The 24,570-nt window shown below is 74.7% G+C and carries 17 protein-coding genes; 11 read left to right on the top strand and 6 right to left on the bottom strand.

Annotation, left to right across the window (positions count from 1 at the left end; all coding sequences use genetic code 11):
* Window position 1: 1 nt before the first annotated feature.
* From GLX30_RS00980 to snaC, 3 genes are all read left to right on the top strand, one after another.
* The gene (locus tag GLX30_RS00980) at window positions 2–8,020 is read left to right on the top strand and encodes a non-ribosomal peptide synthetase (RefSeq protein ID WP_159682390.1); all 8,019 of its coding nucleotides are present in this window, start codon (window positions 2–4) and stop codon (window positions 8,018–8,020) included.
* Window positions 8,021–8,260: 240 nt separating this feature from the next.
* Window positions 8,261–9,991 (top strand): ACP S-malonyltransferase, encoded by a 1,731-nt coding sequence (fabD, locus tag GLX30_RS34775; RefSeq protein WP_244257935.1) that lies wholly within the window; start codon window positions 8,261–8,263, stop codon window positions 9,989–9,991.
* 31 nt (window positions 9,992–10,022) lie between these two features.
* Entirely contained in the window at window positions 10,023–10,553 is a 531-nt protein-coding gene (snaC, locus tag GLX30_RS00965; RefSeq protein WP_159682389.1) for an NADH:riboflavin 5'-phosphate oxidoreductase SnaC, read from the top strand.
* 327 nt (window positions 10,554–10,880) lie between these two features.
* Here the strand turns inward: snaC and GLX30_RS00960 are convergent, their stop codons facing one another.
* From GLX30_RS00960 to GLX30_RS00940, 5 genes are all read right to left on the bottom strand, one after another.
* Window positions 10,881–11,867, bottom strand: coding sequence for an AfsR/SARP family transcriptional regulator (locus GLX30_RS00960; RefSeq protein WP_159682387.1), 987 nt, complete (start codon window positions 11,865–11,867; stop codon window positions 10,881–10,883).
* 19 nt (window positions 11,868–11,886) lie between these two features.
* Window positions 11,887–13,032 carry an N-methyl-L-tryptophan oxidase gene (solA, locus tag GLX30_RS00955; protein ID WP_159682386.1) on the bottom strand — a complete coding sequence of 382 codons (1,146 nt, stop codon included), beginning with the start codon at window positions 13,030–13,032 and terminating at the stop codon, window positions 11,887–11,889.
* Complete coding sequence (locus tag GLX30_RS00950; protein ID WP_244257934.1) at window positions 13,029–13,775, bottom strand: thioesterase domain-containing protein; 747 nt, start codon at window positions 13,773–13,775, stop codon at window positions 13,029–13,031. Before GLX30_RS00950 ends, solA begins: the two co-directional genes overlap by 4 nt.
* A gap of 26 nt (window positions 13,776–13,801) precedes the next feature.
* Complete coding sequence (locus GLX30_RS00945) at window positions 13,802–14,884, bottom strand: LLM class flavin-dependent oxidoreductase (protein WP_159682383.1); 1,083 nt, start codon at window positions 14,882–14,884, stop codon at window positions 13,802–13,804.
* 145 nt (window positions 14,885–15,029) lie between these two features.
* A complete protein-coding gene (locus tag GLX30_RS00940) occupies window positions 15,030–15,314 on the bottom strand; it encodes a phosphopantetheine-binding protein (protein ID WP_159682382.1) in 285 nt (94 codons plus the stop codon).
* Between the two features lie 294 nt (window positions 15,315–15,608).
* Here GLX30_RS00940 and GLX30_RS00935 point away from each other — a divergent pair, with 294 nt between their 5' ends.
* The 7 genes from GLX30_RS00935 (at window position 15,609) to GLX30_RS00905 (ending at window position 23,078) form a co-directional block, all read left to right on the top strand.
* Window positions 15,609–16,430: an AfsR/SARP family transcriptional regulator gene (locus GLX30_RS00935; RefSeq protein WP_159682380.1), complete on the top strand. Its 822-nt coding sequence runs from the start codon at window positions 15,609–15,611 to the stop codon at window positions 16,428–16,430.
* A 71-nt stretch (window positions 16,431–16,501) separates the two neighbouring features.
* Window positions 16,502–17,305, top strand: coding sequence for an alpha/beta fold hydrolase (locus GLX30_RS00930; protein ID WP_167306780.1), 804 nt, complete (start codon window positions 16,502–16,504; stop codon window positions 17,303–17,305).
* An 11-nt stretch (window positions 17,306–17,316) separates the two neighbouring features.
* Entirely contained in the window at window positions 17,317–18,588 is a 1,272-nt protein-coding gene (locus tag GLX30_RS00925) for a beta-ketoacyl-[acyl-carrier-protein] synthase family protein (protein WP_159682378.1), read from the top strand.
* Window positions 18,585–19,868 carry a ketosynthase chain-length factor gene (locus GLX30_RS00920; protein WP_159682377.1) on the top strand — a complete coding sequence of 428 codons (1,284 nt, stop codon included), beginning with the start codon at window positions 18,585–18,587 and terminating at the stop codon, window positions 19,866–19,868. Before GLX30_RS00925 ends, GLX30_RS00920 begins: the two co-directional genes overlap by 4 nt.
* Before the next feature lie 26 nt (window positions 19,869–19,894).
* Entirely contained in the window at window positions 19,895–20,158 is a 264-nt protein-coding gene (locus GLX30_RS00915; RefSeq protein WP_159694781.1) for an acyl carrier protein, read from the top strand.
* The gene (locus GLX30_RS00910) at window positions 20,155–21,450 is read left to right on the top strand and encodes an FAD-dependent monooxygenase (protein ID WP_159682376.1); all 1,296 of its coding nucleotides are present in this window, start codon (window positions 20,155–20,157) and stop codon (window positions 21,448–21,450) included. The genes GLX30_RS00915 and GLX30_RS00910 overlap by 4 nt, the downstream gene beginning before the upstream one ends.
* A complete protein-coding gene (locus GLX30_RS00905; RefSeq protein ID WP_159682374.1) occupies window positions 21,447–23,078 on the top strand; it encodes a BBE domain-containing protein in 1,632 nt (543 codons plus the stop codon). The genes GLX30_RS00910 and GLX30_RS00905 overlap by 4 nt, the downstream gene beginning before the upstream one ends.
* Window positions 23,079–23,155: 77 nt before the next feature.
* On the opposite strand, the gene GLX30_RS00900 is transcribed toward GLX30_RS00905, so the two are convergent.
* On the bottom strand, window positions 23,156–23,431 hold the full coding sequence (locus tag GLX30_RS00900) for a DUF6059 family protein (protein WP_159682372.1): 276 nt from the start codon (window positions 23,429–23,431) through the stop codon (window positions 23,156–23,158).
* A 159-nt stretch (window positions 23,432–23,590) separates the two neighbouring features.
* On the opposite strand from GLX30_RS00900, the gene GLX30_RS00895 reads away from it, so the two are divergent.
* Window positions 23,591–24,535 (top strand): MBL fold metallo-hydrolase, encoded by a 945-nt coding sequence (locus GLX30_RS00895; protein WP_159682371.1) that lies wholly within the window; start codon window positions 23,591–23,593, stop codon window positions 24,533–24,535.
* Window positions 24,536–24,570 lie beyond the last annotated feature (35 nt).

Genomic DNA, 24,570 nt, shown 5'->3' with positions numbered 1-24,570 from the left:
CATGCCGCAGAACGACCCCGACACCCGGTACGAGCCGTTCGCGCTCACAGAAGTCCAGGAATCCTTCCTCGCGGGACGCACCCTGGGCGGCGGCACCGGCGCGGGCACCCAGATCCATCTGGAGTTCGAGGCCGAACACCTCGACACCGACCGCATGGAAGCCGCCTGGAACGACCTCGTGGCCGCGACCGACATGCTGCGCGCCCGGATCCTGACCGACGGCCGCCAGCAGGTCCTCGCGCACGTGCCCGCCCACCGCATCGAGCGCACCGACCTGACCGACGCCGCCCCCGCAGAGGCGGCCGCGGCCCTCGAACGGCTACGTCACCGGGCCCGTGAGGGCTTCGACGCCCACACCTGGCCGCTGTTCGCGATCCGCGTCGCGCACCTGCCCGGCCACCGCACCCGGGTGCTGTTCACCGTGGACGAGCTGATCGCCGACGGGCCCAGCGTCTCGCTGCTCCTTCAGCAGTGGTACGCCCGCTACACCGGTGCCGCAGCCCCTACGCCGCCGGGGATCTCCTTCCGCGACTACGTCACCGCCGCCCACGGCCGCCCCGTGCCGGCCGCCTCGCTGGAGTACTGGCGCGAACAGCTCACCGGCGTCGACTTCGGCCGCCCCCTGCCGCTGGCCGGCGCCGCCGACCCGCAGGCCCCGGCGCACAGCAGGCTCGCGCTGCGCCTGGAACCGCAGCGCTGGCAGCGGGTGAAGGAGGCGGCCCAGCAGATCCGGGCCACCCCCACCGCCCTGCTGCTGGCGCTGTGCACGGCCGCCGTGCAGGGCGATGCGCCCGGCCCGCTGCCGGTCGTGCTCACCACCTACAACCGCCGCCCCGTGCACCGGGACGTGGCACGGGTGGTGGGCCCGTTCCTGTCCACGTCCGTGTTCGTGGCACCCCCACCGGCCGGAACGCTCAAGGAGCGCGTCGACCTCGTACGCGGCCGGCTGTGGCAGGACCTGGAACACGCGGCGGTCAGCGGCATCCGTGCCCTGCGCGAGCGCGCGAGGACCGAGCCGGGCCGCCGGGGCCTTGCCGTCCCCATGGTCTTCACCAGCCTGCTCGGCAGCCTCAGCACCCTCGCGAAGCCCGGCGACCCGGCCCACTGGGCGACCCGGATCGACCAGGACGCCTCCGCGACCCTCACCTCCGGCGTGCAGCTGGAAAGCTGCGTCCAGGAACGCGACGGCGCCCTGCTGCTCTCCTGGGACTTCGCCCCCACCGCCCTCGACACCGCCCGCACCCGGGCCGCGTTCGACACCCTGCGCGACCTCCTGGAACGCCTCGCGGACGAAGGCACCGCCGCCCTCACCACCACCCCCGCCGCCCTCACCACCACGACCGCCCCCGCCCCGGCAGAGCACGGCGACGACGGCCGGCCCGTGCCCCTCACCGACGTCCAGTCCGCCTACCTCGTCGGCCGGATCGGCGGCCTCGACGGCGGCGCCCAGACCCGCGTCTACCAGGAATTCCTCCTCGAACGGCACGACACGGACCGGCTCGAGCGGGCCTGGAACCGGCTCGTGGCCCACCACCCCATGCTGCGCGCAGCCGTCCACGACGACGGCACCCTCACCGTCGCCCCGCACGACCCCGACGACGTGTACCGCATCAGGCGCCACGACCTGACCGGATCGGCCGACACCGAAGCCGCGCTCGCCGCCACCGGGCAACGGCTGCGCGCCGGCGCCTTCCCGCTCGGCAGCCGCCCCATGTACGCCCTGGAGGCCAGCGCCCTGCCCGACGGCACCACCGTGCTGCACGTCCTCCTCGACGCCCTGATCGCCGACGCCCGCAGCTTCGCCCTGCTGTTCGGGCAGCTGTTCGCCCTCCACGACGGCGACGAGTCGGTCCTCGCCGGCCCCGCCGACCCCGTCCCTCATCTGCGGGCCCTCGCCGAACGGCCGGGCAGCCCCGAGGACCTGGCCGCCCGCGCCGCCTGGCGCGAGAAGTTCGCCGCCCTGCCGCCCGGCCCGCCGCTGCCCGACCCCGCGCCCGGCGCCACCCGCGCCCACCGCAGGGCCCCACTCGGCTCCTGGCGCACCCTGAGCGAACGCGCCGCCGCCATCGGCGTCCCCGCCGACATGGTGCTGCTCACCGCCTACACCGACGAACTGCGCGCCCACTTCGCCGACGCCGGGCCCTTCACCGTCACCGTCGTCTCCTGGGACCGGCCCACCTCACTGCCCGGCGCCGACACCATGGTCGCCGACTTCACCCAACTCGCCTGGGTCACCGTCGACGACACCCTGCCCGAAGACTTCGCCGACCGCGCCCGCGAACTGTGGGCCCGCGTCCGCGCCGACCTCGAACGCTCCGACGTCCGGCCCGGCCTGGGCGAACTGCGCACCCGCGTGTTCCGCTCCGGCGGAGCCCTGCGGCTGCCCGTCGTCTTCACCCGCGTCCCCGAGATCGACCCGGCACTGCACCCCGCCCACGTCACCCTGCGCACCAGCCAGTCGCAGACCGCGCAGGTCGCCCTCGACCATGTGCCGCTCCTCGTCGGCGACGAACTGGCCGGCCAGTGGGACGCCGCCGACGGCACCCTGGAACCCGCCGTTCTGGACGCCATGTTCGACCGCTACGCCCACCGCGTACGGCAGTTCACCACCACCCCCACGGCCGGCGCCGCCATGACCACCGCCGCCCCGGCCGCCCCGCCCGCCGCGCACGGCGGGTCCGGGGCCGGGGACCTGCACGCCGTCGCCGACGCATACATCGCCCTCGACCCCGACCCGGACCCCGGCCCGCGCGTCGTCGGCCCCGTCGACGACCGCACCCCCCTGACCCTCGCCGGCCTTCTCGAGTCCGCCCTCGCCGGCCGCGCCGACCGTGTCGCCGTACGGTACGAGGGCCGCACGCTCACCTACCGGCAACTGGCCGAGCGCACCGCCCGCCTGGCCCACCACCTGCACGCCCTCGGCGTCCGCCCCGGCGACCACGTCGCCGTGCACATGGACCGCTCGCCCGACCTGGTCACCGCGCTCGTCGCCGTCGTCCGGGCCGGCGCCGTCTACGTGCCCGTCGACCCGGCCAACCCGCCCGAGCGTGTCCGCTACCTCCTCGCCGACAGCGGCGCCCGCGTCGTCGTCGCCGACCAGGCGCACGCCGCCGTCCCCACGGCCGCGGGCGCGCTCGTCGTCTGCCCCGACCGGGCGGCCGACCGGGCCGCTCTGGACGACCGGCCCACCACCGCACCCGCCGTCACCGTCGGCGGCGACGACCCCGTCTACACCATCTACACCTCCGGGACCACCGGAAAGCCCAAGGGCTGCCGCAACTCCCAGCAGGGCGTCGCCAACCGCCTGCTGTGGATGCAGGAACGCTTCCCCCTCGGACCCGCCGACCGCGTCGCCCAGAAGACCCCCTACGGATTCGACGTCTCGGTCTGGGAGTTCTTCTGGCCGCTGATCGCCGGCGCCTCCGTCGTCGTCGCCCGCCCCGGCGGCCACGCCGACCCCGCCTACCTGGCCCGGCTGCTGCACGACGAACAGGTCACCGTCACCCACTTCGTCCCGTCCGTCCTCGGCATGTTCCTGCGCCACCCGGCAGCCGCCCGGTGCACCGCCCTGCGCTACGTGTTCGCCAGCGGCGAGGCACTGCCCGTCGCCACCATGCGGCACTTCTACGAGGTGCTGGGCGCCGGCACCGAACTGCACAACCTGTACGGGCCCACCGAGGCGGCCATCGACGTCACCCACTGGGCCTGCCGGCCCGACTGGGACGAGCCCACCGTCCCGATCGGCCGGCCCGTCGCCCACACCCGTATCCACCTCCTCGACGAGGACCTGCGCCCGGTGCCCGCCGGCACACCGGGGGAGATCGTCATCGGCGGCCGGCAGGTCGCCCTCGGCTACCACCGGCGGCCCGAACTGAACGCCGAGCGGTTCATCGCCTCCCCCTTCCCCGACGACGACCCCTCGCCCCGCCTGTACCGCACCGGCGACCTGGGACTGCTCGCCGAGGACGGGCAGATCCGCTACCTCGGCCGGATCGACAACCAGTTCAAGCTGCGCGGGCTGCGCATCGAACCGGAGGAGATCGAGGCGGCGCTCACCGACGTGCCCGCCGTCGCGGAGGCCCGCGTCCTTCCGGTCCACGACGAGAACTCCGGCGAACAGGCCCTGGCCGCCGTGTGCGTGGCGGCCGGCCCGGACGGCGCACCGGACGTCTCCGCCCTGCGCCGGGCACTGGGCGAGACACTGCCCGCCTACCTGGTGCCCAGCCGCTACCGCTTCGTGGCCCAGCTGCCGCTGACGACCAACGGCAAACTGGACCGGCAGGCCGCCGCCCGCCTCTTCGACACCCCGACCACCGCCGCAGCCGCCGCCGAAGCCGGAACGGCGCCGGTCCCGGCGCCGGTCCCTGACGTGGACGCGGAGGTGCGCCGCGCCGTCGCCGAGGTCCTGGGCGTCGAGGAACTCGACGGCGACGCCGACCTGTTCGACCTCGGCGCCACCTCGTTCACCATGATCCGCATCGCCCAGGAGATCGAACGGCTCACCGGCACCGCGCTGCCCGTCGAGGCGCTCATCAGCAAGCCGACACTCAACGCCCTGACCGCCCTCACGACCCCCGTTCTTGCCCGTGCTTCCGCGCAGGACGGGGCGGCCGGCGGGCCGGTCACCGCCGAGACGGTCGCCCGCACGGCCGCCGGCATCCTGGGCGTGGACCATGTCGGCCCGGACGACGACCTGTTCGACCTCGGCGCGACCTCGTTCACCATGATCCGCCTCGCGCAGGAGATCGAGACCCTGTCGGGCGGTGCGCAGGTGCCCGTCGAGGTGCTGATCCAGAGCCCCACCCCGCGCAGCATCGCCGCCTGCGCCACCCCGGCCGCTCCCACGCCGTCCGCACCCGCCACCCCCGCCGTCCCGGCCGGCCGGGCGGCCGACGTGCGGATCGCGCTCGACCCGAAGGCCAAGGCCGCGTTCAAGGACGCCCGCGTCGCCGAGCGCCGGCTGCCGGGGACGATGCGCCGGCTGCCGGTGCCGGACGCCGGGCCCGCGGAGGCCCGCGCCCTGTTCGACGCCTCCTCCTTCCGCGAGTTCGCCGACGGACCGCTGCCCGCCCACGACCTGCTGTCCCTGCTGTCCACCGTGACCTGGGGCGAACTCGAGGGCCGCGCCAAACGCCGCTACCCGTCGGGCGGCGGGTTCTACCCCGTCCAGGTGTACGTCTACATCGCCCCCGGCGCCGTCGAGGCGGCCGAACCGGGCCTGTACTACCTGCACCCCGCGGAGCGGGCCCTGATCGCCGTCGCGCCCGGCGCCCGCTACGGCACCGACCTCCACGTCCTGCACAACCGCGTCCTCGTGGAGGGATCGGCGTTCGGCGTCTTCCTCGTCTCCACCCCGGCCGCCATCGCCCCCGCCTACGGCGAACGCAACGCCGCCCGCTTCTCCACCATCGAGGCCGGTCACATCGCCCAACTGCTGCTGACCGGCGCCCCGGAACGGGGAATCGGCCTGTGCGCGGTGGGGGAGATGGACTTCGACGCCGTCCGCGGCGACTTCGCCCTCGACGCCGACCAGGAGCTGCTGCTGTCCCTGTGGGGCGGGGCCCTCACCCCGCACAGCCGCGCCGCCCGCGCCGCCCTCGCGCCCGCCACCGCCGAACAACGCGCCACGGCCCCCGCCGTGGGGACCGGCCGCGTCACGGACCCGGCGGCCGGCCGGGTCGGCGGACAGCGCGCCGTCGCCGTCGTCGGCTTCGCCGCCGACCTGCCCGGCGCCCGCACCCTGGACGAACTCGACACCCTCCTGGCCGCCGGCGCCACCGCCACCGGCCCGGCCCCCCACGACCGGTGGGCGCCGCTGCACCCGCACGCCCGGCACGCCGGAGCCCATGTCGGCGGCTACCTGGACGACGTCCTGTCCGCGGAGGCCGAGGAGTTCGGCATCAGCGCCGCCGAGGGCGCCGCGATCGACCCGCAGGAGCGACTGCTGCTGTCGGTGGCCCGCCGCTGCCTCGAGGACGCCGCGCTCACCCCCGACCGGCTCGCGGACACCGGACAGGTCGGCGTGTTCGTCGGCACCATGTGGCACGACCACGCCCTGTACGGGGTCGCCGCCCGCGCCGCCCGGCGCCCCGGCAGCACCCACGCCACGCGCGGCGGGCTCGCCCACCGCACCTCCCACGCCTTCGGCCTGACCGGACCGAGCGTGGTCCTCGACACCGGGTGCGTGTCCGGACTCGCCGCCGTCGAGGCCGCGTTCCGCGCCGTGGCGAGCGGCCGCTGCGACGCCGCGCTCGCCGCCGCGTCCAACCTGGTCCTCCACCCCGACCACCTCGACGTCCTGTCCGAGATGGGCCTGCTCGCGAAGGACGCCGACTCGTGCGCCTTCACCGACCGGGCCGGCGGCTGGCAGGTCGGCGAAGGAGTCGGCGCCGTACTCCTCAAACCGCTCGAGCGCGCCCTGGCCGACGGCGACCCGGTGCACGCCGTCCTGCGCGGCGGCGCGCTCCAGCACTCCGGCACGACACGGCAGTTCGGCATCCCCGACCCCCAGCGGCAGGAGGAGACCATGCGCGCCGCGCTCGACGACGCCGGCCTCCGGCCCGCCGACATCGGCTACGTGGAGGCCGCCGCCGCCGGCGCCGCCCTCGCCGACGCGCTCGAGTTCACCGCCCTGCAGCGGCTCCTCAAGGCACCCGGCGCGGACCCCGCGCCCGTGCCGGTCGGCACGGTCAAGCCCAACACCGGGCACCTGGAGGCCGCGTCCGTGTTCGCGCAGCTCGGCAAGCTCATCGCCCAGTTCCGCCGCACCCACGTGTACCCGACCCGGCTGACGTCCGCCGTCAACCCCGCCCTCGCCCGCACACCCGGCGCACCGACCCTGGCCGCACCGGGCGCCGACCGCTGGCGCACCGCCCAAGGCGCCCCGCGCCGGGCGCTCGTCAACGGCTTCGCCGGCGGCGGCTCCTACGGCAGCCTCGTCGTCGAGGAACCCCCCGCCGCTGCCGCTGCCCCCGCGGGGACCGGCAGCGACCCGGCCCTGGCGCTGCCGCTGTCCGCCGACACCCCCGGCAACCTGGCCGACCTCGCCGACCGTCTCGCCACCGCCTTCGACAACGACCCCGCCCTCACCACGGCCGCGGCGGCCCGCGCACTGCGCGAGGGCCGCACCGACCGGACCGCCCGCGCCGGACTCGTCACCGACCGCGCCCAGGCCCCGGCCGCGCTGCGCGACCTCGCCCGCCGCATCCGCGCCGAAGGGGCCGGCGCAGTCGAACACCGCGCCGCCGCGGCGGGGGAGGAGACCGCGGCGCTCACGGCATGGCTCGCCGGCGAACCGGTGACCTGGCCCGCCCTCACCACCCCCAAGGCGTCCCTCCCCGCGACCCCCCTGACCCGCGTGACCTTCCCCCTCCCCGTCCCGGCCGCCCCCGCGACGCCCGGACAGGAGCCGGCCGGCCCATCCGCCGCGGCGGCACCGGCGGCACCGGCGGCACCGGCGGCACCGGCGGCACCGGCGGCACCGGCGGCACCGGCGGCACCGGCGGCACCGGCGGCACCGGCGGCACCGGCGGCACCGGCGGCACCGGCGGCACCGGCGGCACCGGCGGCACCGGCGGCACCGGCGGCACCGGCGGGGGACAGCGCGGAGGCACCCGTGCCTGCGGCAGCCGTCTCGCAGACGCCGCCCGTGGGCGGGCTCGCGCTGTCCGCACGGATGGGGGCCCTGTGGGGGATCGGCGCCGACACCCCGGCCGACCCCGATCCCGGCCCCCTCGCCCCCGCGGCCTCTCTCCCGACCCGTGACGCCTCCGCTCCCGGCGCGGACGCCGCGTTCGCGCGGCTCGCCCGGGTCGTCGCCGCGGAGACCGGCGTGGACGCCGCGCAACTCGAGCCCGGCCAGGACCTGTTCGCGCTCGGCGCGACCAGCAGGCAGCTGCTGCGGATCGCCGCGCGGATCACCGCCGACGGCGGGCGCGAGGTCGCCCTGGAGACCCTGTTCACCGCGGCCGACCTCGGGGCACTCGCCGACGAGGCGTTCCCGGAGGCCGCCACCGTCTGATCCCACCCGAACCCGAACCCGAACCCGGACCGCGAGCCCGAACTGCGAGCCCCTGGCCCGAATCCGGGGCCCGGACCGCAACCCCGGACACCCGGGGACCGGACACCCGGGGACCGGGGGACCCGGGGCCGGGGGACCCGGAAACCCCGGGCCTCCCGGCCCCGCGGGGGACCCCGGCCCCCTGCCCCGGGTCCGGACCACCGAACCCGGACACCGACTTCCGCACTACCCAAGAAGGCAGTGATCACCTTGACCCGGATCCTGATGTTCCCCGGCCAGGGCGCCCAGCGCGTCGGTATGGGACGGGAGTTGTTCGACCGCTTCCCCGACCTGGAGCAGCAGGCCGGCGACGTGCTCGGCTACAGCCTGCGCCGGCTGTGCCTGGAGGACCCCGAGGGACAGCTCGGCAACACCCGCTACACCCAGCCGGCGATGTTCGCGGTCAACGCCCTCGCCCACCGCGCGGCGCTCGAGGACACCGGCGTCCGCCCGGACGTGGCCGTGGGGCACAGCCTCGGCGAGTACAACGCCCTCGAGGCCGCGGGCGCGTTCGGGTTCGCCGACGGGCTGCGCCTGGTCGCCGCCCGGGCCGCCGCGATGGCCCGCATCGAAGGCGGCGGCATGAGCGCGGTCGTCGGCCTGCCCGAGACGCAGCTGCGTTTCCTGCTGCTGCGCGCCGGGTTCGCCTCCCTGGACCTGGCCAACCTCAACACCGGCGCCCAGATCGTCCTCGCCGGGCCGGTGGCGGACCTGGAGGAGGCCGGCCCGATCCTGGAGGACGCGGGCGCCCGCATGGTGCGCCGCCTCGCCGTCAGCGGCCCCTTCCACTCCCGCTACATGGCCCCGGCGGCCGAGGAGCTGTATCCCGTCGTCGCACGCACCGTGTTCGGGCCGCTCGCCTTCCCCGTCATCGCCAACGCCACCGCCCGCCCCTACACCGACGAGCGGGTCGGCGAACTGCTGCTCCAGCAGATCCACCAGCCGGTGCGCTGGCACGAGACCGTCGAGGCGCTCCTCGACGGGCGCCACGGCGACGATCCGGAGTTCACCGAGATCGGCACCGGCAACGTGCTGTCGGGCATGCTCCGCCAGATACGGCGCGAGCGGGTGCCCGCGGGGCCCGATGACCCCGACGGGCGCCACCGGCGCCGGCCGCGGCACGGTCCAGATCTGGTTCTGCCTCAACGAGGCCCTCGACGAGGCGACCAGCACGCTGCTGGCCGGCCACTGGCTGGACGAGCACGAGCGCGAGATCGCCGGCCGGTTCCTCTTCGAGCGCGACCGCCGCCAGTACCTGGTCGCCCATGCGCTGGTGCGGCGGGTGCTGTCCCTCCAGACCGGCATCCCGGAGGCGGAGGCCACGATCTGGCGGTCCTCGCGCGGCCGCCCCTTCCTCCAGTCGCCACCGCACGGCCGGCCCCACGGACCGGACGCCGAACTGGACTTCAACCTGTCGCACGCCCACGGCTGCAACGTCGTCGCCGTCGCCCGCGACCGCCGTGTCGGCATCGACGTCGAACGGCTCGACCGGGGCGGCGAACGCGGCCTGGACTGGATCGTGGAGAGCTTCGCCCCGAGGAACGCGCCCACCTCGCCACGATCGCCCCCGGCAGCCGCCGCGACCGGGCCACGCTGCGGCTGTGGACGCTGAAGGAGGCCTACGCCAAGGCCCGAGGCCTGGGCCTGGGTCTGCCGTTCGACTCGTTCGCCTTCGAACTCGCCGAGGACCGCGGGGTGCTGGGCTTCCGCCCGCCCGAGGGCGACACCGCCGACCGCTGGCTGTTCACCGAACTCGAGCCGCGCCCCCAGGTACTGGTGTCGCTCGCCGTGGAGAAGGGCGCCGACGGCACCGCGCCGCCGGACCGGCTGCTGATCCACGACGGCTTCCCCTGGGGCCGCGCCGCCCCCCGCGAAGCGGAGCTGCCCACCGGGCACCGCGCCTTGCCGGCTCTGGCCGGCGCCGCCCGCTGAGGCGCGGCAACCACCAACGGAAGGAGCACCGATGACAGGAGCCGACGACCCGGCACGGCCCGCGGTCGGCCCGCAGAGTTTCCGAGACGCGATGGCGCAGCTGGCCTCGCCCGTCACCGTCGTCACCGTCCTCGACGCGGCCGGACGCCGCCACGGCTTCACGGCCGGCTCGGTGGTCTCCGTGTCGCTGGACCCGCCGCTGGTGATGGTGGGCATCGCGCTCACCTCCAGCTGCCACACGGCGATGGCCGCCGCCGCCGAGTTCTGCGTCAGCATCCTCGGCGAGGACCAGCGCACCGTCGCCAAGAGGTGCGCGACGCACGGCGCCGACCGTTTCGCGGGCGGCGAGTTCGCCGCCTGGGACGGTACGGGGGTGCCCTATTTGCCGGACGCCAAGGTCGTCCTGCGCTGCCGCACCACGGACGTGGTACGCGCCGGCGACCACGATCTGGTCCTCGGCACCCCCGTGGAGATCCGCACCGGCGACCCGGCGAAGCCCCCACTGCTGTGGTACCGCCGGGACTTCCACACCCCGACCCCCACCACCCCGGCCCTCGCCTGACCCCGCCGAACCGCCGACCGCCGACCGCCGGGCCCGGGCGGTGCCCCGCGCTGTGCTGCCGCGGACCGTTCGCCCCGGCCGGCGTCCGGGCTCCTGCCGGGGGGCGGCCCGGGCGGGGACTGCCGGTCTGCCGGAGGGCCGTTGACGCCGTGCGGCCGGCGCCGGTCTGCTGCCGCAGGTTGCCGCTGACGGGCCGGGCACCGGCCGGGCGCAGTGAGCGCGCTCGCGATCCCCGCGCCACGGACCCCCGGCCCGGGACGGGGTGCAGCGCTGCCCGGGGCGCTCCGCCGGGTCCTGCCGCACGCGGCACGGCCCGCCGGGCGGGCGCTAGTGGCCCGAGGCCGGGTTGGCGACGAGTTGGTCGAAGCGGCGCATCAGGGCTTCCTGTTCGAGGGAGAGGTGCTCGATGCGGCTGCGGAGCCGGGCGATCTCCCCGGTCAGGTTCAGTACCGTGGCGTCCGGGCCGCCCGCCGGCCCCGGCGTGGGCGCCGGTGGCAGGGGCATGGGGTGGACGCGGGCGAGCTGCCCGGTCGGGCCCGGCGCGGCCAGTTGCGGGTCGTGCTGGAGGATCGCCTCCATCCGGCCCCGTAGCGCGGGGCCCGGTTCGACGCCCAGTTCGTGCACCAGCCGTCTACGGGCCCGGTCGTACACGCTCAACGCCTCGGCCTGCCGCCCGCACCGGTACAGGGCGAGCATCAGCAGGTCGTAGAAACGTTCCCGCATCGGGTGATCGGTCGTCAGTTCCTCGAGCTCGCCGGTGATCTCACCGTGACGGGCCGCCCGCAGGCACGCGTCGTACAGGGCCTCCAGGGCGGTCAGCCGGTTCTCCTCCAGCTGGGCCGCCTCCGCCGCGCAGATGTCCCCCAGCACGCTGCCCTCCAGCGCGGGCCCCCGCCACAGCGCCAGTGCCTGGCGCAGCAGTTCGGCGGCCTGCTCGGGGTCGGTGGCGGCGGCGGCCCGGCCCTGGGCGGCCAGCCGGTGGAAGCGGTCGGCGTCGGTGCCGGCGCGGCCCAGCCGCAGGACGTAGCCGAGTGAGCGGGTCACGATCCACTCGTGGTGCGGCTCGCCGGAGCCCGGTTCGGGCACCGGCAGCAGCCGCCGCAGCCGCGCCACGTGCGCCTGCAGGGCGTTGGTGGCGTTCGCCGGCGGCTGTTCGCCCCACAGTTCGTCGATCAGCCGGTGCACGGACACGATCTGCCCCGACTTCACCACGAGTGCGCCCAGCAGGGCGCGTTGCTTGGCGCCCGTGGGAAGGATCCTCACACCGGTTCGTTCGTCGTGGACTTCCACCGGACCGAGAATGCGGAACTTCATGTCTTCCTCGCACGTCCCTTTAGAAGCGGTCGGGGTCGGTGAAGCCCAGCGGCACGGCCGGCTCTTTGCCCAGCGCCAGGTCGGCCACCGCCTCGCCGATGCCCGTGGAGTGCTTGAAGCCGTGGCTGCTGCAGCCGCCCGCGACCAGCAGGCGCGGATCGCGCCGGGGCCGGCCGATGACGAACTGCCCGTCGGGCGTGCGGGCGTAGATGTTCGCCACCGCCCGTGAGGGCACCGTGCCGGCCCCCGGCACCGCGGTCGCCAGATGTCCGGCCAGCACGCTCCAGTCGGCGGGCGACACGGAGCGGTCCACCGTGTCGGGGTCGACGGTGGCGAAGTGCCGGCCGCCGTCCTCCAGGCCCAGCTTGAGCTCGGTGCCCCCGGGCAGCATCCCGTGCCCCCAGATGACGTCCCCGCCCGCGAGTTCGCGCATGAACACCGGCAGCCGGCGCAGCGTGAACCGTTCGCCGGCCTCGGCGGGGGTGAACCATGTCGTCGGCATCCGCACCACCTCCAGCGGCAGTGACGGCACCAGCCGGGCGAGCCACGGACCGGCGGTCACCACCGCCTGCCCGGCCCGCAGCACCGCACCGGTGGACGTGTGCACCTCGACACCCGCGGCGGTGAACTCCAGGGCCGTGACCCGGGTGTCGGTCAGCACGCCGGCGCCCGCGGCCCTGGCCGCGCCGACCGCCGCCCGGATCGTCATCTCGGGCAGCGTCAGCCCGCCCGCCGGTTCGACGACGCCGACGTCGCCGGGCGCCAGCGCTTGATGGGCGGGCGCCCGGCGGTGCAGCGCCCGCTGGTCGAGGACCTCGATGTCCAGTGCGTGTTCCCGCGCGGCGCGCAGCGCGCCGCCCACGATCCGCCCGTCGGGCGGGCCGATCAGCATCGCCCCGGTCGGATCGAGCAGATGCGTGCCGGTCTCCCGCTCCAGTTCCTGCCACAGCTGCCGGGAGCGTCGGGCGAGCGGCACCAGCCCGGGATGCTCCAGGCACGCGGTGCGGAACATCCGGCTCTCCCCGTGCGAGGAGCCGTAGGCGTTGGCCAGGCCGTACTGTTCGACGCCGATCACCCGCACCCCGCGCCCGGCCAGCTGCCACAGGGCGCACGCGCCCCATGCGCCGAGCCCGACGACGACGACGTCCGCGTCCGTGCCGCTCACGCCGGCCCCACCGCCCGGGCCGCGGCGAGCGCGGCGCTCGCGTCACGGGCGACGTGCTCCAGCAACGGGACGGGATCGGCCTGGAAGTAGAAGTGCCCGCCGTCGAACATCCGCAGCCCCATGAAGCGCCGCGCGTGCTGCTCCCAGCCGGCCAGCCGCTCCGGGGCGACGACGACGTCGCCGTGACCGCCGTACACGTTCAGCGGCATCCGCAGGTCCGGCGCGTCGGGCAGCGGACGCCAGCTCTCCACCAGCTTCAGGTCGTTGCGCAGCGCCGGCGCGAACATCTCCCACAGGTCCGGGTCCCTCAGGACCTCCAGCGGTGTGCCGCCCATCGCGGCCAGGTGCAGCCGCAGTTCCTCGTCGGGCAGCGCGTGACGGCGCGTGCCCTCGCCCCGCGGCCGCGGCGCGCCGCGCGCGGACAGCCCCAGCCACACCGGCAGCCGGTGGCCTTCCGCGGCCAGCTGCTGGGTCAGCTCGTAGGCGATCAGGGCGCCCATGCTGTGTCCGAAGAACGCGAACGGGCCGCTCAGGTCGGCCGCGAGGCGGCGCCGGAAGAACGCGGCCAGCGCCCTGGCGTCGTCGATCTGCGGCTCGCCGGTGAGCCGCCCGCGGCCGGGCGCGTCCAGCAGCCGCACGTCCCACGAGGCGGGCAGCAGCCGCGGCCAGTCGCGGTAGAGCAGATGTGACCCGCCCGCGTGATGGAAGACGAACAGCCGTAGCCCGTCACCGGTGCCGTACATGGGTGCTCCCTCGGATCCGGCCGCGTTCACGCGGCGGCCACGGCCGCGACGTCGCCGGTGAAGGCGGGGGCGACATGCCGGGCGAACAGTTCCATGGCCCGCTCGGCCCGCTCGTAGGGCAGCGGGCCCGGGTTGAACTGCAGGCTCAGGCAGATGTCGTCGCCGTACCAGTCGCGGATCGTCGCGACCTGGTCGCGCACCTCGTCCGGCGTGCCGGCCAGCACCTTGTTCGCCGCGAGCGCCGTGTCGAAGTCGTAGGAGCGGGCCTTGTCGGCGAACTGCTCGTAGCCGGGGTACTGCTCCGAACGCGCGCCCGCCCACGAGGCGACCGCCGCCGCCATCTGCTCCACGTAGTTGCGCTCGCACGCGGCCGCGTCCGCGAGCACCGCGGCCCGGTCCTCACCGAGGTAGCAGGTGTACTTGATCTGGACCCGGCCCGGGCCCTCATGGCCCGCGGCCTGCCGCGCCGCCCGGTAGGCGGCCGTCATCTGCGTCAGCTGCTCCTGGCTGGTGACCGACGGCACGACCTGCAGATGGTGGCCCCGCTCACCGGCGAGCGCGCACGAGGCGGCGCTGGTCGCGGACGCCACGAACACCGGCGGGTGCGGCCGCTGATACGGCCGGGGATATCCGGTGACCGGCCCGAAGCGGTGCACCTCGCCCTCGAAGCGGACCTCCTGGCCGCTCCACAGCGCCACACACGCCTCGACGACCTCCGTGAAACGGGTCCGGCTCTCCTCCATGGGCACGTCGAACAGTGCGAACTCGTCGGGCAGGAAACCGCGTCCGAAACCCACGTCCAGCCGTCCGTGGCACAGGTTGTCCAGCAACGCCAGACGCGCCGCCAGCTGCACCGGATGCGCGAACGAGGCGATCACCGCGCCGGTCACCAGCCGTATGCGGCTCGTGCGCGCGGCGGCGGCCGTCAGGAACACCACCGGGTCGGGGCTGTAGCCGCCGTAGGGGGAGCCGTAGTGCTCGACCGTCTGGACGTGCTCGAAGTCCAGCGCCTCGGCCAGCTCGACCAGCTGAAGACTTTCGTCGTAATACGTGCTCGCACTCTTCTTGACCGGGTCGACGACCGGGAAGAAGTTGACGCCGAATTCCATGGGGGCTCCGTCCGGTGATCCGATTCCGGCTTCACGAAAAAGCCTGGTACAACTCTTCGACTATCGGACCTTAGACGGTGCGGGCGGACTGTGCGGGGCACGCGAGCGGGACTCCAGCCGCCGTATGAGAGCCCTTGAGTTGTTTTCAGGGCGTGCGCGGCGAACGCTCCTGTGAAATCAGCTGCCACCAGTGCCCCAGCGTCGGACGGGCCATCAACTCGGGAAAGCCGACCTCGATGCCGCGCCGGTGCCAGGCGGAGATGAGCCGCATGGTGCTGATCGAGTCCAGCCCGTGGTCGACCAGGTCCTCGTCGTCGCCCGGCAGTTCCGCCGGCTCCAGCCGCAGACAGCCGGCGACCATCTGCCGCAGCAGCTGCCGGGTCAGCGGATCCGCTCCCGGCGGCACCTCACGCTCCGAATACGTCTCCATGCCGCCGAAAGTAACAGCGCCGCCCGGCAGTAAGGAAGACACTTCGGCTATTGCTCATTCAGATGGTCAGCCATGTGTCAGTACCGCGTCAGGCACCGCCCGGCGGAGAACTGCTCGACAGCCGCTGGAGATTACTCAGGGAGCCCGGTCGAAAGAAGCTACGGTGCATCTCGTCCATGGATAGTGAAGAAAGGACAGCGGGTCCCCAGTGGCGCAATATCGACCGCGCCTCGGATACCGATTCGTCAACCGGCTCGGAAGCCGAGCGCAGGCCGTCGAGGTACGGAGGAAACCATGAAGATTCAGGTTCTGGGTCCGCTGAGTGGCCACGTCAACGGGATGTCGATCGTTCCTACGGCGGGCAAACCGCGGCAGATCCTGGCGCTGCTCGCCCTCTACCCGGGCCGGGTCATGCCCGTGCCCACACTCATGGAGGAGATCTGGGGCACCGAACTGCCGCTGAGCGCACTCACCACACTCCAGACGTACATTCTCCAGCTGCGCCGCCGGCTGGGCACCGCCATGGGACCCGACGTCCCGGGCACCGCGAAGGACGTGCTGGCCACCCGGCACGGCGGCTACCTGCTGCAGATCCCGCCCGAGGCGGTCGACGTCCACGAGTACGAGCGCCTGGTCGCCGAGGGCCAGCAGGCCTTCGACGACGGCGAGGACGAACGCGCCGCCCGCACCTACCGGCAGGCGCTGGAGCTGTGGCAGGGCACCGCACTGGTCGACGTACGCGTCGGCCCGATCCTGGAGATAGAGGTCATGCGGCTGGAGGAGAGCAGACTCGTGACCCGCGAGCGCCGGATCGACGCCGATCTGCGCCTGGGCCGCCACGTCGAAGTGATCGCCGAACTCACCGACCTGATCGCCCGTCACCCCCAGCACGAGGGCCTGCACTCGCAGGCGATGGTGGCGCTCTACCGTTCCGGCCGCCAGGCCACCGCGCTCGACGTCTTCCACCGGCTGCGCCGGAGGCTGATCGACGAGCTCGGCGTGGAGCCCTCGCCGCAGCTGCAGCGCCTGCACCAGGCGATGCTCGCCGTCGACCCGCAGCTCGACGTGTCCTCCACCCCCCGGCGCACCTCCACCTTCAACCTGTACGCGGCCTGAACCACCGGCGCGGGGGCGGTGGTTGGCTGATTCGAGCCGTTCTCCAGGCCCGTCCGCGAAGGTCGGTGCCCATGAACGGATCCGTGCACACAGCAGCCGCGGGAGGCGGCCCCGCCCAGGCGGGCCGCCCACCCCTGCGGCTGTACTGCTTCGCGCACGCCGGCGCCGGGGTCACCGGCTTCGCCCGCTGGCCGACCCGGTCGGGCCCGGACATCGACATCCGTCCGGTGCTGCTGCCCGGCCGTGACTCCCGACGGAACGAGCCGCGCCCGACCACACGCACCGCCTTGCTCGAGGACCTGCTCGGCGTCCTGGCCGACGCCGCGCACAGCGGCCCCTACGTCCTGTACGGGCACAGCCTGGGCGGCATGGTCGCCTACACCCTCGCCCGGGCCCTGACCGACAAGGGCCTGCCGCCTCCCGTGCTCCTCGCGGTCGGCGCCTGCCCGCCGCCCGACGCGGTCCTGGCCCACCACAGCGGCGAGTTGAGCGACGAGCAGCTCCTCTCCTTCCTCGGCGACCTGGGCTCCGCACCGACCGGCCTGCTCGCCGACCCGGACAGCGTGTGGCACCGCACGGTGCTGCCCGTCCTGCGGGACGACCTGCGGCTCGGCGCCGACCTGCGCGCCGCCGCCGCCGATCCCGCCACCGGCGGCCCCCTGCCCGTGCCGGTCCTGGCCGTCGACGGCCGGGACGACCGGGTGGTGGACGCGAAGGCGATGGACGGCTGGCGGCGCTGGACCACCGGCCCGCTGGTGCGGCGCACCGTCCCGGGCGACCACTTCTTCGTACGCGGCCGGGAGATCCCCCGGCTCATCGGGCGGGCCTGCCGTGTGGCGCGGCGCACCGCGCCCCTATCTGGAGGACAACTGTGAGGGACCAGGCGATGAGACGGGTCGTCATCACCGGCATAGGCGTCGTCGCCCCCGGCGGCGTGAGCACCCGGAACTTCTGGGACACGCTCACCGCGGGACGCACCGCCACCCGCGGCATCACCCTGTTCGACGCATCCGCCTACCGCTCCCGCATCGCGGCCGAGGCCGACTTCGACGCCGCCGCGCACGGCTTCGGCCCCGCCGAGGCCGCCCGCCTGGACAGGGCCGCCCAGTTCGCCCTCGTCAGCGCCCGCGAGGCGCTCGCCGACAGCGGCCTGCCCGCCGGCCTGTCCGACCCGCTGCGCACCGGCGTCACCCTCGGCAGCGCCGTCGGCTGCACCACCGGACTCGACGACGAGTACGCGGTCGTCAGCGAACACGGCTCGGCCTGGGAGGTCGACCACACACGGGCCGTCGCCCACCTCTTCGACTACTTCGTGCCCAGCTCGCTGGCCGCCGAAGTGGCCCGCGCCACCGGCGCCCAGGGCCCCGTCTCCCTCATCTCCACCGGCTGCACCTCCGGCCTGGACTCCATCGGCCACGCCGTCGACCTGATCCGCGAGGGAAGCGCCGACGTCATGGTCACCGGCGCCACCGAAGCACCCATCTCGCCGATCACCGTCGCCTGCTTCGACGCCATCAAGGCCACCAGCCCCCGCAACGACGACCCGGCCACCGCCTCCCGCCCCTTCGACCGCACCCGCAACGGGTTCGTCCTCGGCGAAGGCTCGGCCGTCCTGGTGCTCGAGGAGTTCGCACACGCCCGCCGCCGCGGCGCCCACGTGTACGCGGAGATCTCCGGGTTCGCGAGCCGCAGCAACGCCTACCACATGACCGGCCTGAAGGCCGACGGCGCCGAGATGGCCGAGGCGATCACCGCCGCCCTCGACGAGGCACGCCTCGACCCCACCGCCGTCGACTACATCAACGCCCACGGCTCGGGCACCAAGCAGAACGACCGGCACGAGACCGCCGCCTTCAAACGCAGCCTCGGCCACCACGCCCGCACCGTCCCGGTCAGCTCCATCAAATCGATGATCGGACACTCCCTCGGCGCGATCGGGTCGCTCGAGGTCGCCGCCAGCGCCCTGGCCATCGAGCACAACACCGTCCCCCCTACGGCGAACCTGCACGACCCGGACCCGGCCTGCGACCTCGACTACACCCCCCTCACCGCCCGCGAACAGCGCACCGACACGGTCCTCAGCGTCGGCAGCGGCTTCGGCGGCTTCCAGAGCGCCATCGTCCTGACCAGGCCGCGACTTCAGGAGGCAGCAGCATGACCACGGCCTTGGCCGAACACCGGGCCACCGAGCACACCGTGCGGCCCGCGCAGGCCACCGCCCCGCGCACCACCGCCACCGTCGTCACCGGCATCGGCGTCGCCGCACCCAACGGGCTGGGCACAGAGGCCTGGTGGCAGGCCGTCCTCGCCGGCGAGAGCGGCATCCGCCCCCTCACCCGCTTCGACGCCACCCGCTACCCGGTCCGCCTCGCCGGCGAGATCGACGGCTTCGTCGACGCCGACCACCTGCCCAGCCGGCTGCTGCCGCAGACCGACCGCGTCACCCGCCTGTCGCTGGCCGCCGCCAAGGAAGCCCTGGACGACTGGGGCCAGGACGTGGCCGCCCTGCCGGACTACAGCGCCGGCGTGGTCACCGCCAGCTCCGCCGGCGGCTTCGAGTTCGGCCAGCGCGAACTGCAGGCCCTGTGGAGCAAGGGCGGCCAGCACGTCAGCGCCTACCAGTCCTTCGCCTGGTTCTACGCCGTCAACACCGGCCAGATCTCCATCCGGCACGGCCTGCGCGGCGCCAGCGGCGTCGTCGTCACCGAACAGGCCGGCGGCCTCGACGCCCTCGCCCAGGCCCGCCGCCGGATCCGCAAGGGCAGCCGGCTCATGATCAGCGGCGGTGTCGACTCCGCACTGTGCCCCTGGGGCTGGGCCGCCCACCTGGCCGGCGGCTCCATGAGCACCGTCACCGACCCGGCCCGCGCCTACCTGCCCTTCGACGCGGCAGCCTCGGGCCACCTCGTCGGCGAGGGCGGCGCCCTGTTCGTCCTCGAGAGCGGCACCGCCGCCCGCGCCCGCGGCGCCCGCACCTACGGCACCTTCGCCGGATACGCCGCCACCTTCGACGGCCCCGGCACCCCCCGCCTGGCCGACGCCGCCCGCCTCGCCCTCGCCGACGCCGGCCTGCGCCCCGACGAGATCGACGTCGTCTTCGCCGACGCCGCGGGCACCCGGGACGCCGACCGGGCCGAAGCCGCCGCCCTGAGCGCCCTGTTCGGCCCGCACGGCGTACCGGTCACCGCCCCCAAGACGATGACCGGCCGGCTGCTGGCCGGCGGCGCCCCCCTGGACGTGGCCGCCGCCCTGCTCAGCCTGCGCGACCAGGTCGTCCCGCCGACCACCAACACCCTGCACCCGGCCGACGACTGCCCGGTCGACCTGGTCACCGCCCCCCGCCACGGCATGAGGCTGCGCAACGCGCTGGTCCTCGCCCGCGGCCGGGGCGGATTCAACTCCGCGGCCGTACTCAGCCAGGGCCCCGGACCGCAGTGACACACGTGGAAGAGGAGACAGACGCCATGGACCACCTGGAACTGGAGCACCTGAAGACCCTGCTGCGCGAGTGCGCCGGCGTCGAGGAAGGCGTCGACCTCGACGGCGACGTCCTCGACGTCCCCTTCCTCGCCCTGGGCTACGACTCACTGGCCCTGCTGCAGACCACCGGCCGCATCGAACGCGACTACGACGTCACCCTCGACGAGGAGGGCCTCGACGAGGCGGAGACCCCCCGCGACTACCTGGCCCTGATCAACCGGGCCCTGTCCGCGCGGACCGCGGTGTGAGACCGGCCGGGCCGGACAGGGCGACCGGACCCACCCCCGAGGCCGCCGACGTCCTCGTCGTCGGCGCCGGCCCGGCCGGTCTCGCCCTGAGCCTGATGCTGCTGCGCTCCGGGGTGCAGGTCACCCTCGCCGAGAAGTCGACCGCCTACCGGCGCGACTTCCACGGCGAGATCCTGCAGCCCGGCGGCCAGCGCATCCTCGACCAGCTCGGCGTGCTGGACAGCGCGACACGACGCGGCGCGCGCACCCTCGACGGCTTCCAGGTCCTCGAACGCGGCCGTGTCCTGCTCGACATCGACTACCGGCGCCTCGAACCCCCCTACGGCCGCCTCCTGGCCCTGCCCCAACGCCACCTGCTCGAAGAACTCCTCGCCGCCTGCCACCGGCTGCCCGGCTTCACCCACCTCCCCGGCCACCGCATCAGCGCCCTGCGCAGCGACCGCGGCCGCTGCACCGGGGCGGTGTTCACCGGCCCCGCCGGAGCGCGCACCACCGTGCCCGCCCGGGTGGTCGTCGCCGCCGACGGACGTTTCTCCAAGACCCGCACCTTGGCCGGCATCGGCGCCGGCCGCAGTGAGACGTTCGACCAGGACATCGTCTGGTTCACCCTCCCCGCGCCCGGCCGCGCCACCGGACGGGTCCGCATCCACCGCGCCGCCGACACCGCCGTGCTCGTCCACGACACCCACCCCGACCGGCTCCGCGTCGGCTGGGCCCTGCCGCACGGCGGCTGGCAGGCGGCCACGGCCCGCGGCATCGCCCCCATCAGGGACGAACTGGCCGCCGCCGTCCCCGAACTGGCCGACCTCCTGCACGAACACCTCACCGGCCTGTCCGACCTGGCCCTGCTGGACGTGTTCGCCGCCGACGCCGAGGAATGGGTACGCGACGGCCTCGTCCTGACCGGCGACGCCGCCCACACCCACGGCCCGCTCGGCGCCCAGGGCATCAACCTCGCCCTGCAGGACGCCGCCACCCTCCACCCGGTCCTCCTCGACGCGCTCGCCGCGGGCGCATGCACCCGCGAACGGCTCGCCCCCTTCCAGCAACTGCGGGCACCCGCCGCCGCCCGGGTCACCCGCGTCCAGCGCCTGCAGGCCAAAGCGTTCCTCGGCACCGCCGGCCCCGCCGCCACCTACCTGCGCTCCCGCGCCGCCGCCCTGGTCACCCGCACCCCGCTCGGCGCGCACCTCACCTCCCGTATCGCCTTCGGCCCCGTGCCCGTCCAGGTGCGGACCGACCTGTTCACCGCCGCCCCCCGACCCACCCAGAAAGGTGCACGGTCACAATGACTGCTCCGAGCCGTCGGCGTTTCGTCGCCCAGGCGCTCACGGCGGGCGCCGCCGCCGGCCTCACCACCGCCGGCCTCGCACCCGCCGCCCGCGCCGCCACCGACCCGGCCCCCACCCCCGCCCCCGCGGTCCAGGTCACCCCCGACGACCCGCGCTACGCGGCCCTGTCGGTACGCGGCAGCAACAAACGCTTCACCGCCCACCCGGACGCCTTCTGCCTGCCCACCACCACCGCCGACGTCGTCCACGCCGTCGGCCACGCGGTACGGCGCCGCCGGCGCATCGCCGTCCGCAGCGGCGGCCACTGCTACGAGAACGTCGTCGGCGACCCGGCCGTCCAGCTCGTCATCGACCTCGCCGCCATGAACGCCGTCACCTACGACCCGCAGCGGCGCGCCTACATGGTCGAAGCCGGCGCCCAGCTCATCGACGTGTACAAGAGCCTCTACTACGGCTGGGGCGTCACCCTGCCCGGCGGCGCCAGCGCCACCGTCGGCTTCGGCGGCCACATCACCGGCGGCGGATACGGCGCCCTCAGCCGCGCCTTCGGCCTCGCCTCCGACCACCTGTACGCCCTCGAGGTCGTCGTCGTCGACGCCTTCGGCCGCGCCCGCGCCGTCGTCGCCACCCGCGAAAGCGGCGACCCGCACCGCGACCTGTGGTGGGCCCACACCGGAGGCGGCGGCGGGAACTTCGGCATCGTCACCCGCTACTGGTTCCGCTCCCCGAACGCCCACGGCGACGACCCCGCGCAGCTGCTGCCCCGCCCGCCCGCCACCATCGTCTCCAACGCGGTGATCTACCCCCGCGACGGCATGGACCGGGCCGCCTTCGGCCGCCTGCTGCACAACCACGGCCGCTGGCACGAGGACAACAGCGACCCCGCCTCCCCGTACGCCGGTCTCTACAGCGGACTCGTGCTGCCCGGCCGGCTGAAGGACAACGACCCCGGGCAGAGCGCCATCGCCTTCACCCACCTCGACGGCACCCTCCCGGGCGCCCGCGAACTGCTGGACCGCTACGTGGGCGCGCTGACCGACGGCGTCGGCGTCACCCCGTACATCACCGACACCGCGAGCGAGCCGTGGCTGACCGCGACCGTCGCGCTCGCCGAGTCGCAGGACACCGACAGGGGCCGCCACAAGATCAAGTCGGCCTATCTGCGCCGCGCGCTCACCCGCGCCCAGACCGACGCCCTCTTCACCCACCTGAACGCGACCGACCACCGCAACGACAGCGCCTCCGTGTCCCTCCAGTCCTACGGCGGCCGCACCAACGCCCTGCCCTCCGGCGCCACGGCCAGCGCGCACCGCGACTCCGTCCTCAACGTGATCTTCATGAACACCTGGCAGGACCCCCAGGCCGACACCGTCAACATCGACTGGCTGCGCCGCACCTACCGGGACGTGTTCGCCGCCACCGGAGGGGTGCCCGTCCCGGGCCGCGGCAGCGACGGCGCCTACATCAACTACCCGGACATCGACCTGGCCGACCCCCGCTGGAACACCTCCGGGGTGCCCTGGCACCACCTCTACTACAAGGACAACTACCCGCGCCTGCAGCGCATCAAGGCGAAGTGGGACCCGCGCGGCGTCTTCCGCCACGCCCTGTCCGTCCGCCCCGCCTGAGACCGCACCGGCCGCCGGGCCCCGCGCCCGGTGGCCGGCCGGACCTGCCCGCACCGGGCGGCCCGCCCCGCCGCGTCTCAGCCCGCCCGGCCCCACTCCCGCAGCAGCGTTCGCTCGAGCGGGCTCAACGGCACGTCCGGACGCAGCCGCTCCGGATGGCCCGTCGCAGGCCCGGACAGCAGAGCGGGCCGCTGCTCGACCGCGGCCCGCGCACACTCGCCCGCCACATGGACGGATCCATAGGCCACCAGGCCCCGCCAAACCACCCGCAGGACCCGCCGCACCGCATGCCGGGCGGCCGCGCCGCCGCGCTTCCCGGCACCGCCCCACAGACGCGGGAACTCGTCGATCATCGTGGATCCTTCCGCTCGGGTGTGCCTGACCGGCAGTGGTCCCCGTCACGCTCCGACGCGTCTCTCGCAACGTGCTGGAACCCCCCTGGACGGTCGACCGCGCCGCGAGCAGCCCCCACCAGACTCGGCCCGTCCACGACATCTGCGTGAGGAGAGGCCGTGCCGTCCAGCACGACAGTCCGCAACCAGGCCCCCGCGCCCGCCGGCCGGGCGACGGAGGTGGCGCCAGGCGTCCACGCCTACCTCCAGCCGCCCGGCGGCTGGTGCCTGAACAACGCCGGCATCGTCGTCTCCGGCGGCGAGAGCGCCCTCGTCGACACCGTCGCGACCGAGTCCCGCGCCCGGCACCTGCGCACCACCGCGCTCGCCCTGAACCCGGCCGCCCCGCACGCGGTGGTCAACACCCACTTCCACGGCGACCACGCCTTCGGCAACCACCTGTTCCCCGAGGCGCTCGTCATCGGCCACGAACGCGCCCGCACCGAGATGACGGCCGCCGGACTGCATCTGACCGGCCTGTGGCCCGACGTCGACTGGGGTGCCATCGAACTCGTCCCGCCGCAGCTCACGTTCACCGACCGGCTGACGCTGCACGTCGGGGCGATCCGCGCCGAACTGGAGCACATCGGCCCCGCGCACACCGCGGGCGACACCGTCGTGTGGCTGCCCGAGCACAAGGTGCTGTTCACCGGCGACCTGGTGATGAACGGTGTGACGCCGTTCTGCCTGATGGGCTCGGTCAACGGGTCGCTGGCGGCCGTCGAGCGGCTGCGGGCCTTCGGCGCCACCACGATCGTCCCCGGCCACGGCCCCCTCTGCGGGCCCGAGGTCCTCGACCAGGTCGAGGGCTATCTGCGCCTGGTCCAGCAACTCGCCGCCCAGGGCCACCGGGCCGGCCTGACCCCGGCCGGCACCGCCCGCGACGCCGCCCTCGGCCCCTACGCCGAGCTCTTGGACAGCGAACGGCTCGTGCCCAACCTGCACCGCGCCTTCGCCGAACTCGACGGCGCCGGCGACAGCGACCCGCTGCCCGTGCCCGTCATGCAGACGGCGCTCGGCGAGATGATCGACCACCACGGCGCGCTGCCCTGCTGCCTGGCCTGAACGCCCGACCACGACCACCCGCGCACGAACGAGAG

It is taken from the genome of Streptomyces sp. Tu 2975 (assembly GCF_009832925.1).
GTDB lineage: Bacteria > Actinomycetota > Actinomycetes > Streptomycetales > Streptomycetaceae > Streptomyces.
The sequence above is the reverse complement of the archived record's forward strand: the minus strand, read 5'-3'. Positions and strand labels throughout refer to the sequence as shown.

Coding starts and splice junctions, on each gene's coding strand:
- GLX30_RS00915 (WP_159694781.1), top strand. CDS start 19,895: ATGGACCACCTGGAACTGGAGCACCTGAAGACCCTGCTGCGCGAGTGC.
- GLX30_RS00935 (WP_159682380.1), top strand. CDS start 15,609: ATGAAGATTCAGGTTCTGGGTCCGCTGAGTGGCCACGTCAACGGGATG.
- snaC (WP_159682389.1), top strand. CDS start 10,023: ATGACAGGAGCCGACGACCCGGCACGGCCCGCGGTCGGCCCGCAGAGT.
- GLX30_RS00905 (WP_159682374.1), top strand. CDS start 21,447: ATGACTGCTCCGAGCCGTCGGCGTTTCGTCGCCCAGGCGCTCACGGCG.
- GLX30_RS00945 (WP_159682383.1), bottom strand. CDS start 14,884: ATGGAATTCGGCGTCAACTTCTTCCCGGTCGTCGACCCGGTCAAGAAG.
- GLX30_RS00920 (WP_159682377.1), top strand. CDS start 18,585: ATGACCACGGCCTTGGCCGAACACCGGGCCACCGAGCACACCGTGCGG.
- GLX30_RS00960 (WP_159682387.1), bottom strand. CDS start 11,867: ATGAAGTTCCGCATTCTCGGTCCGGTGGAAGTCCACGACGAACGAACC.
- GLX30_RS00900 (WP_159682372.1), bottom strand. CDS start 23,431: ATGATCGACGAGTTCCCGCGTCTGTGGGGCGGTGCCGGGAAGCGCGGC.
- GLX30_RS00940 (WP_159682382.1), bottom strand. CDS start 15,314: ATGGAGACGTATTCGGAGCGTGAGGTGCCGCCGGGAGCGGATCCGCTG.
- GLX30_RS00925 (WP_159682378.1), top strand. CDS start 17,317: ATGAGACGGGTCGTCATCACCGGCATAGGCGTCGTCGCCCCCGGCGGC.
- GLX30_RS00930 (WP_167306780.1), top strand. CDS start 16,502: ATGAACGGATCCGTGCACACAGCAGCCGCGGGAGGCGGCCCCGCCCAG.
- GLX30_RS00980 (WP_159682390.1), top strand. CDS start 2: ATGCCGCAGAACGACCCCGACACCCGGTACGAGCCGTTCGCGCTCACA.
- GLX30_RS00950 (WP_244257934.1), bottom strand. CDS start 13,775: ATGTACGGCACCGGTGACGGGCTACGGCTGTTCGTCTTCCATCACGCG.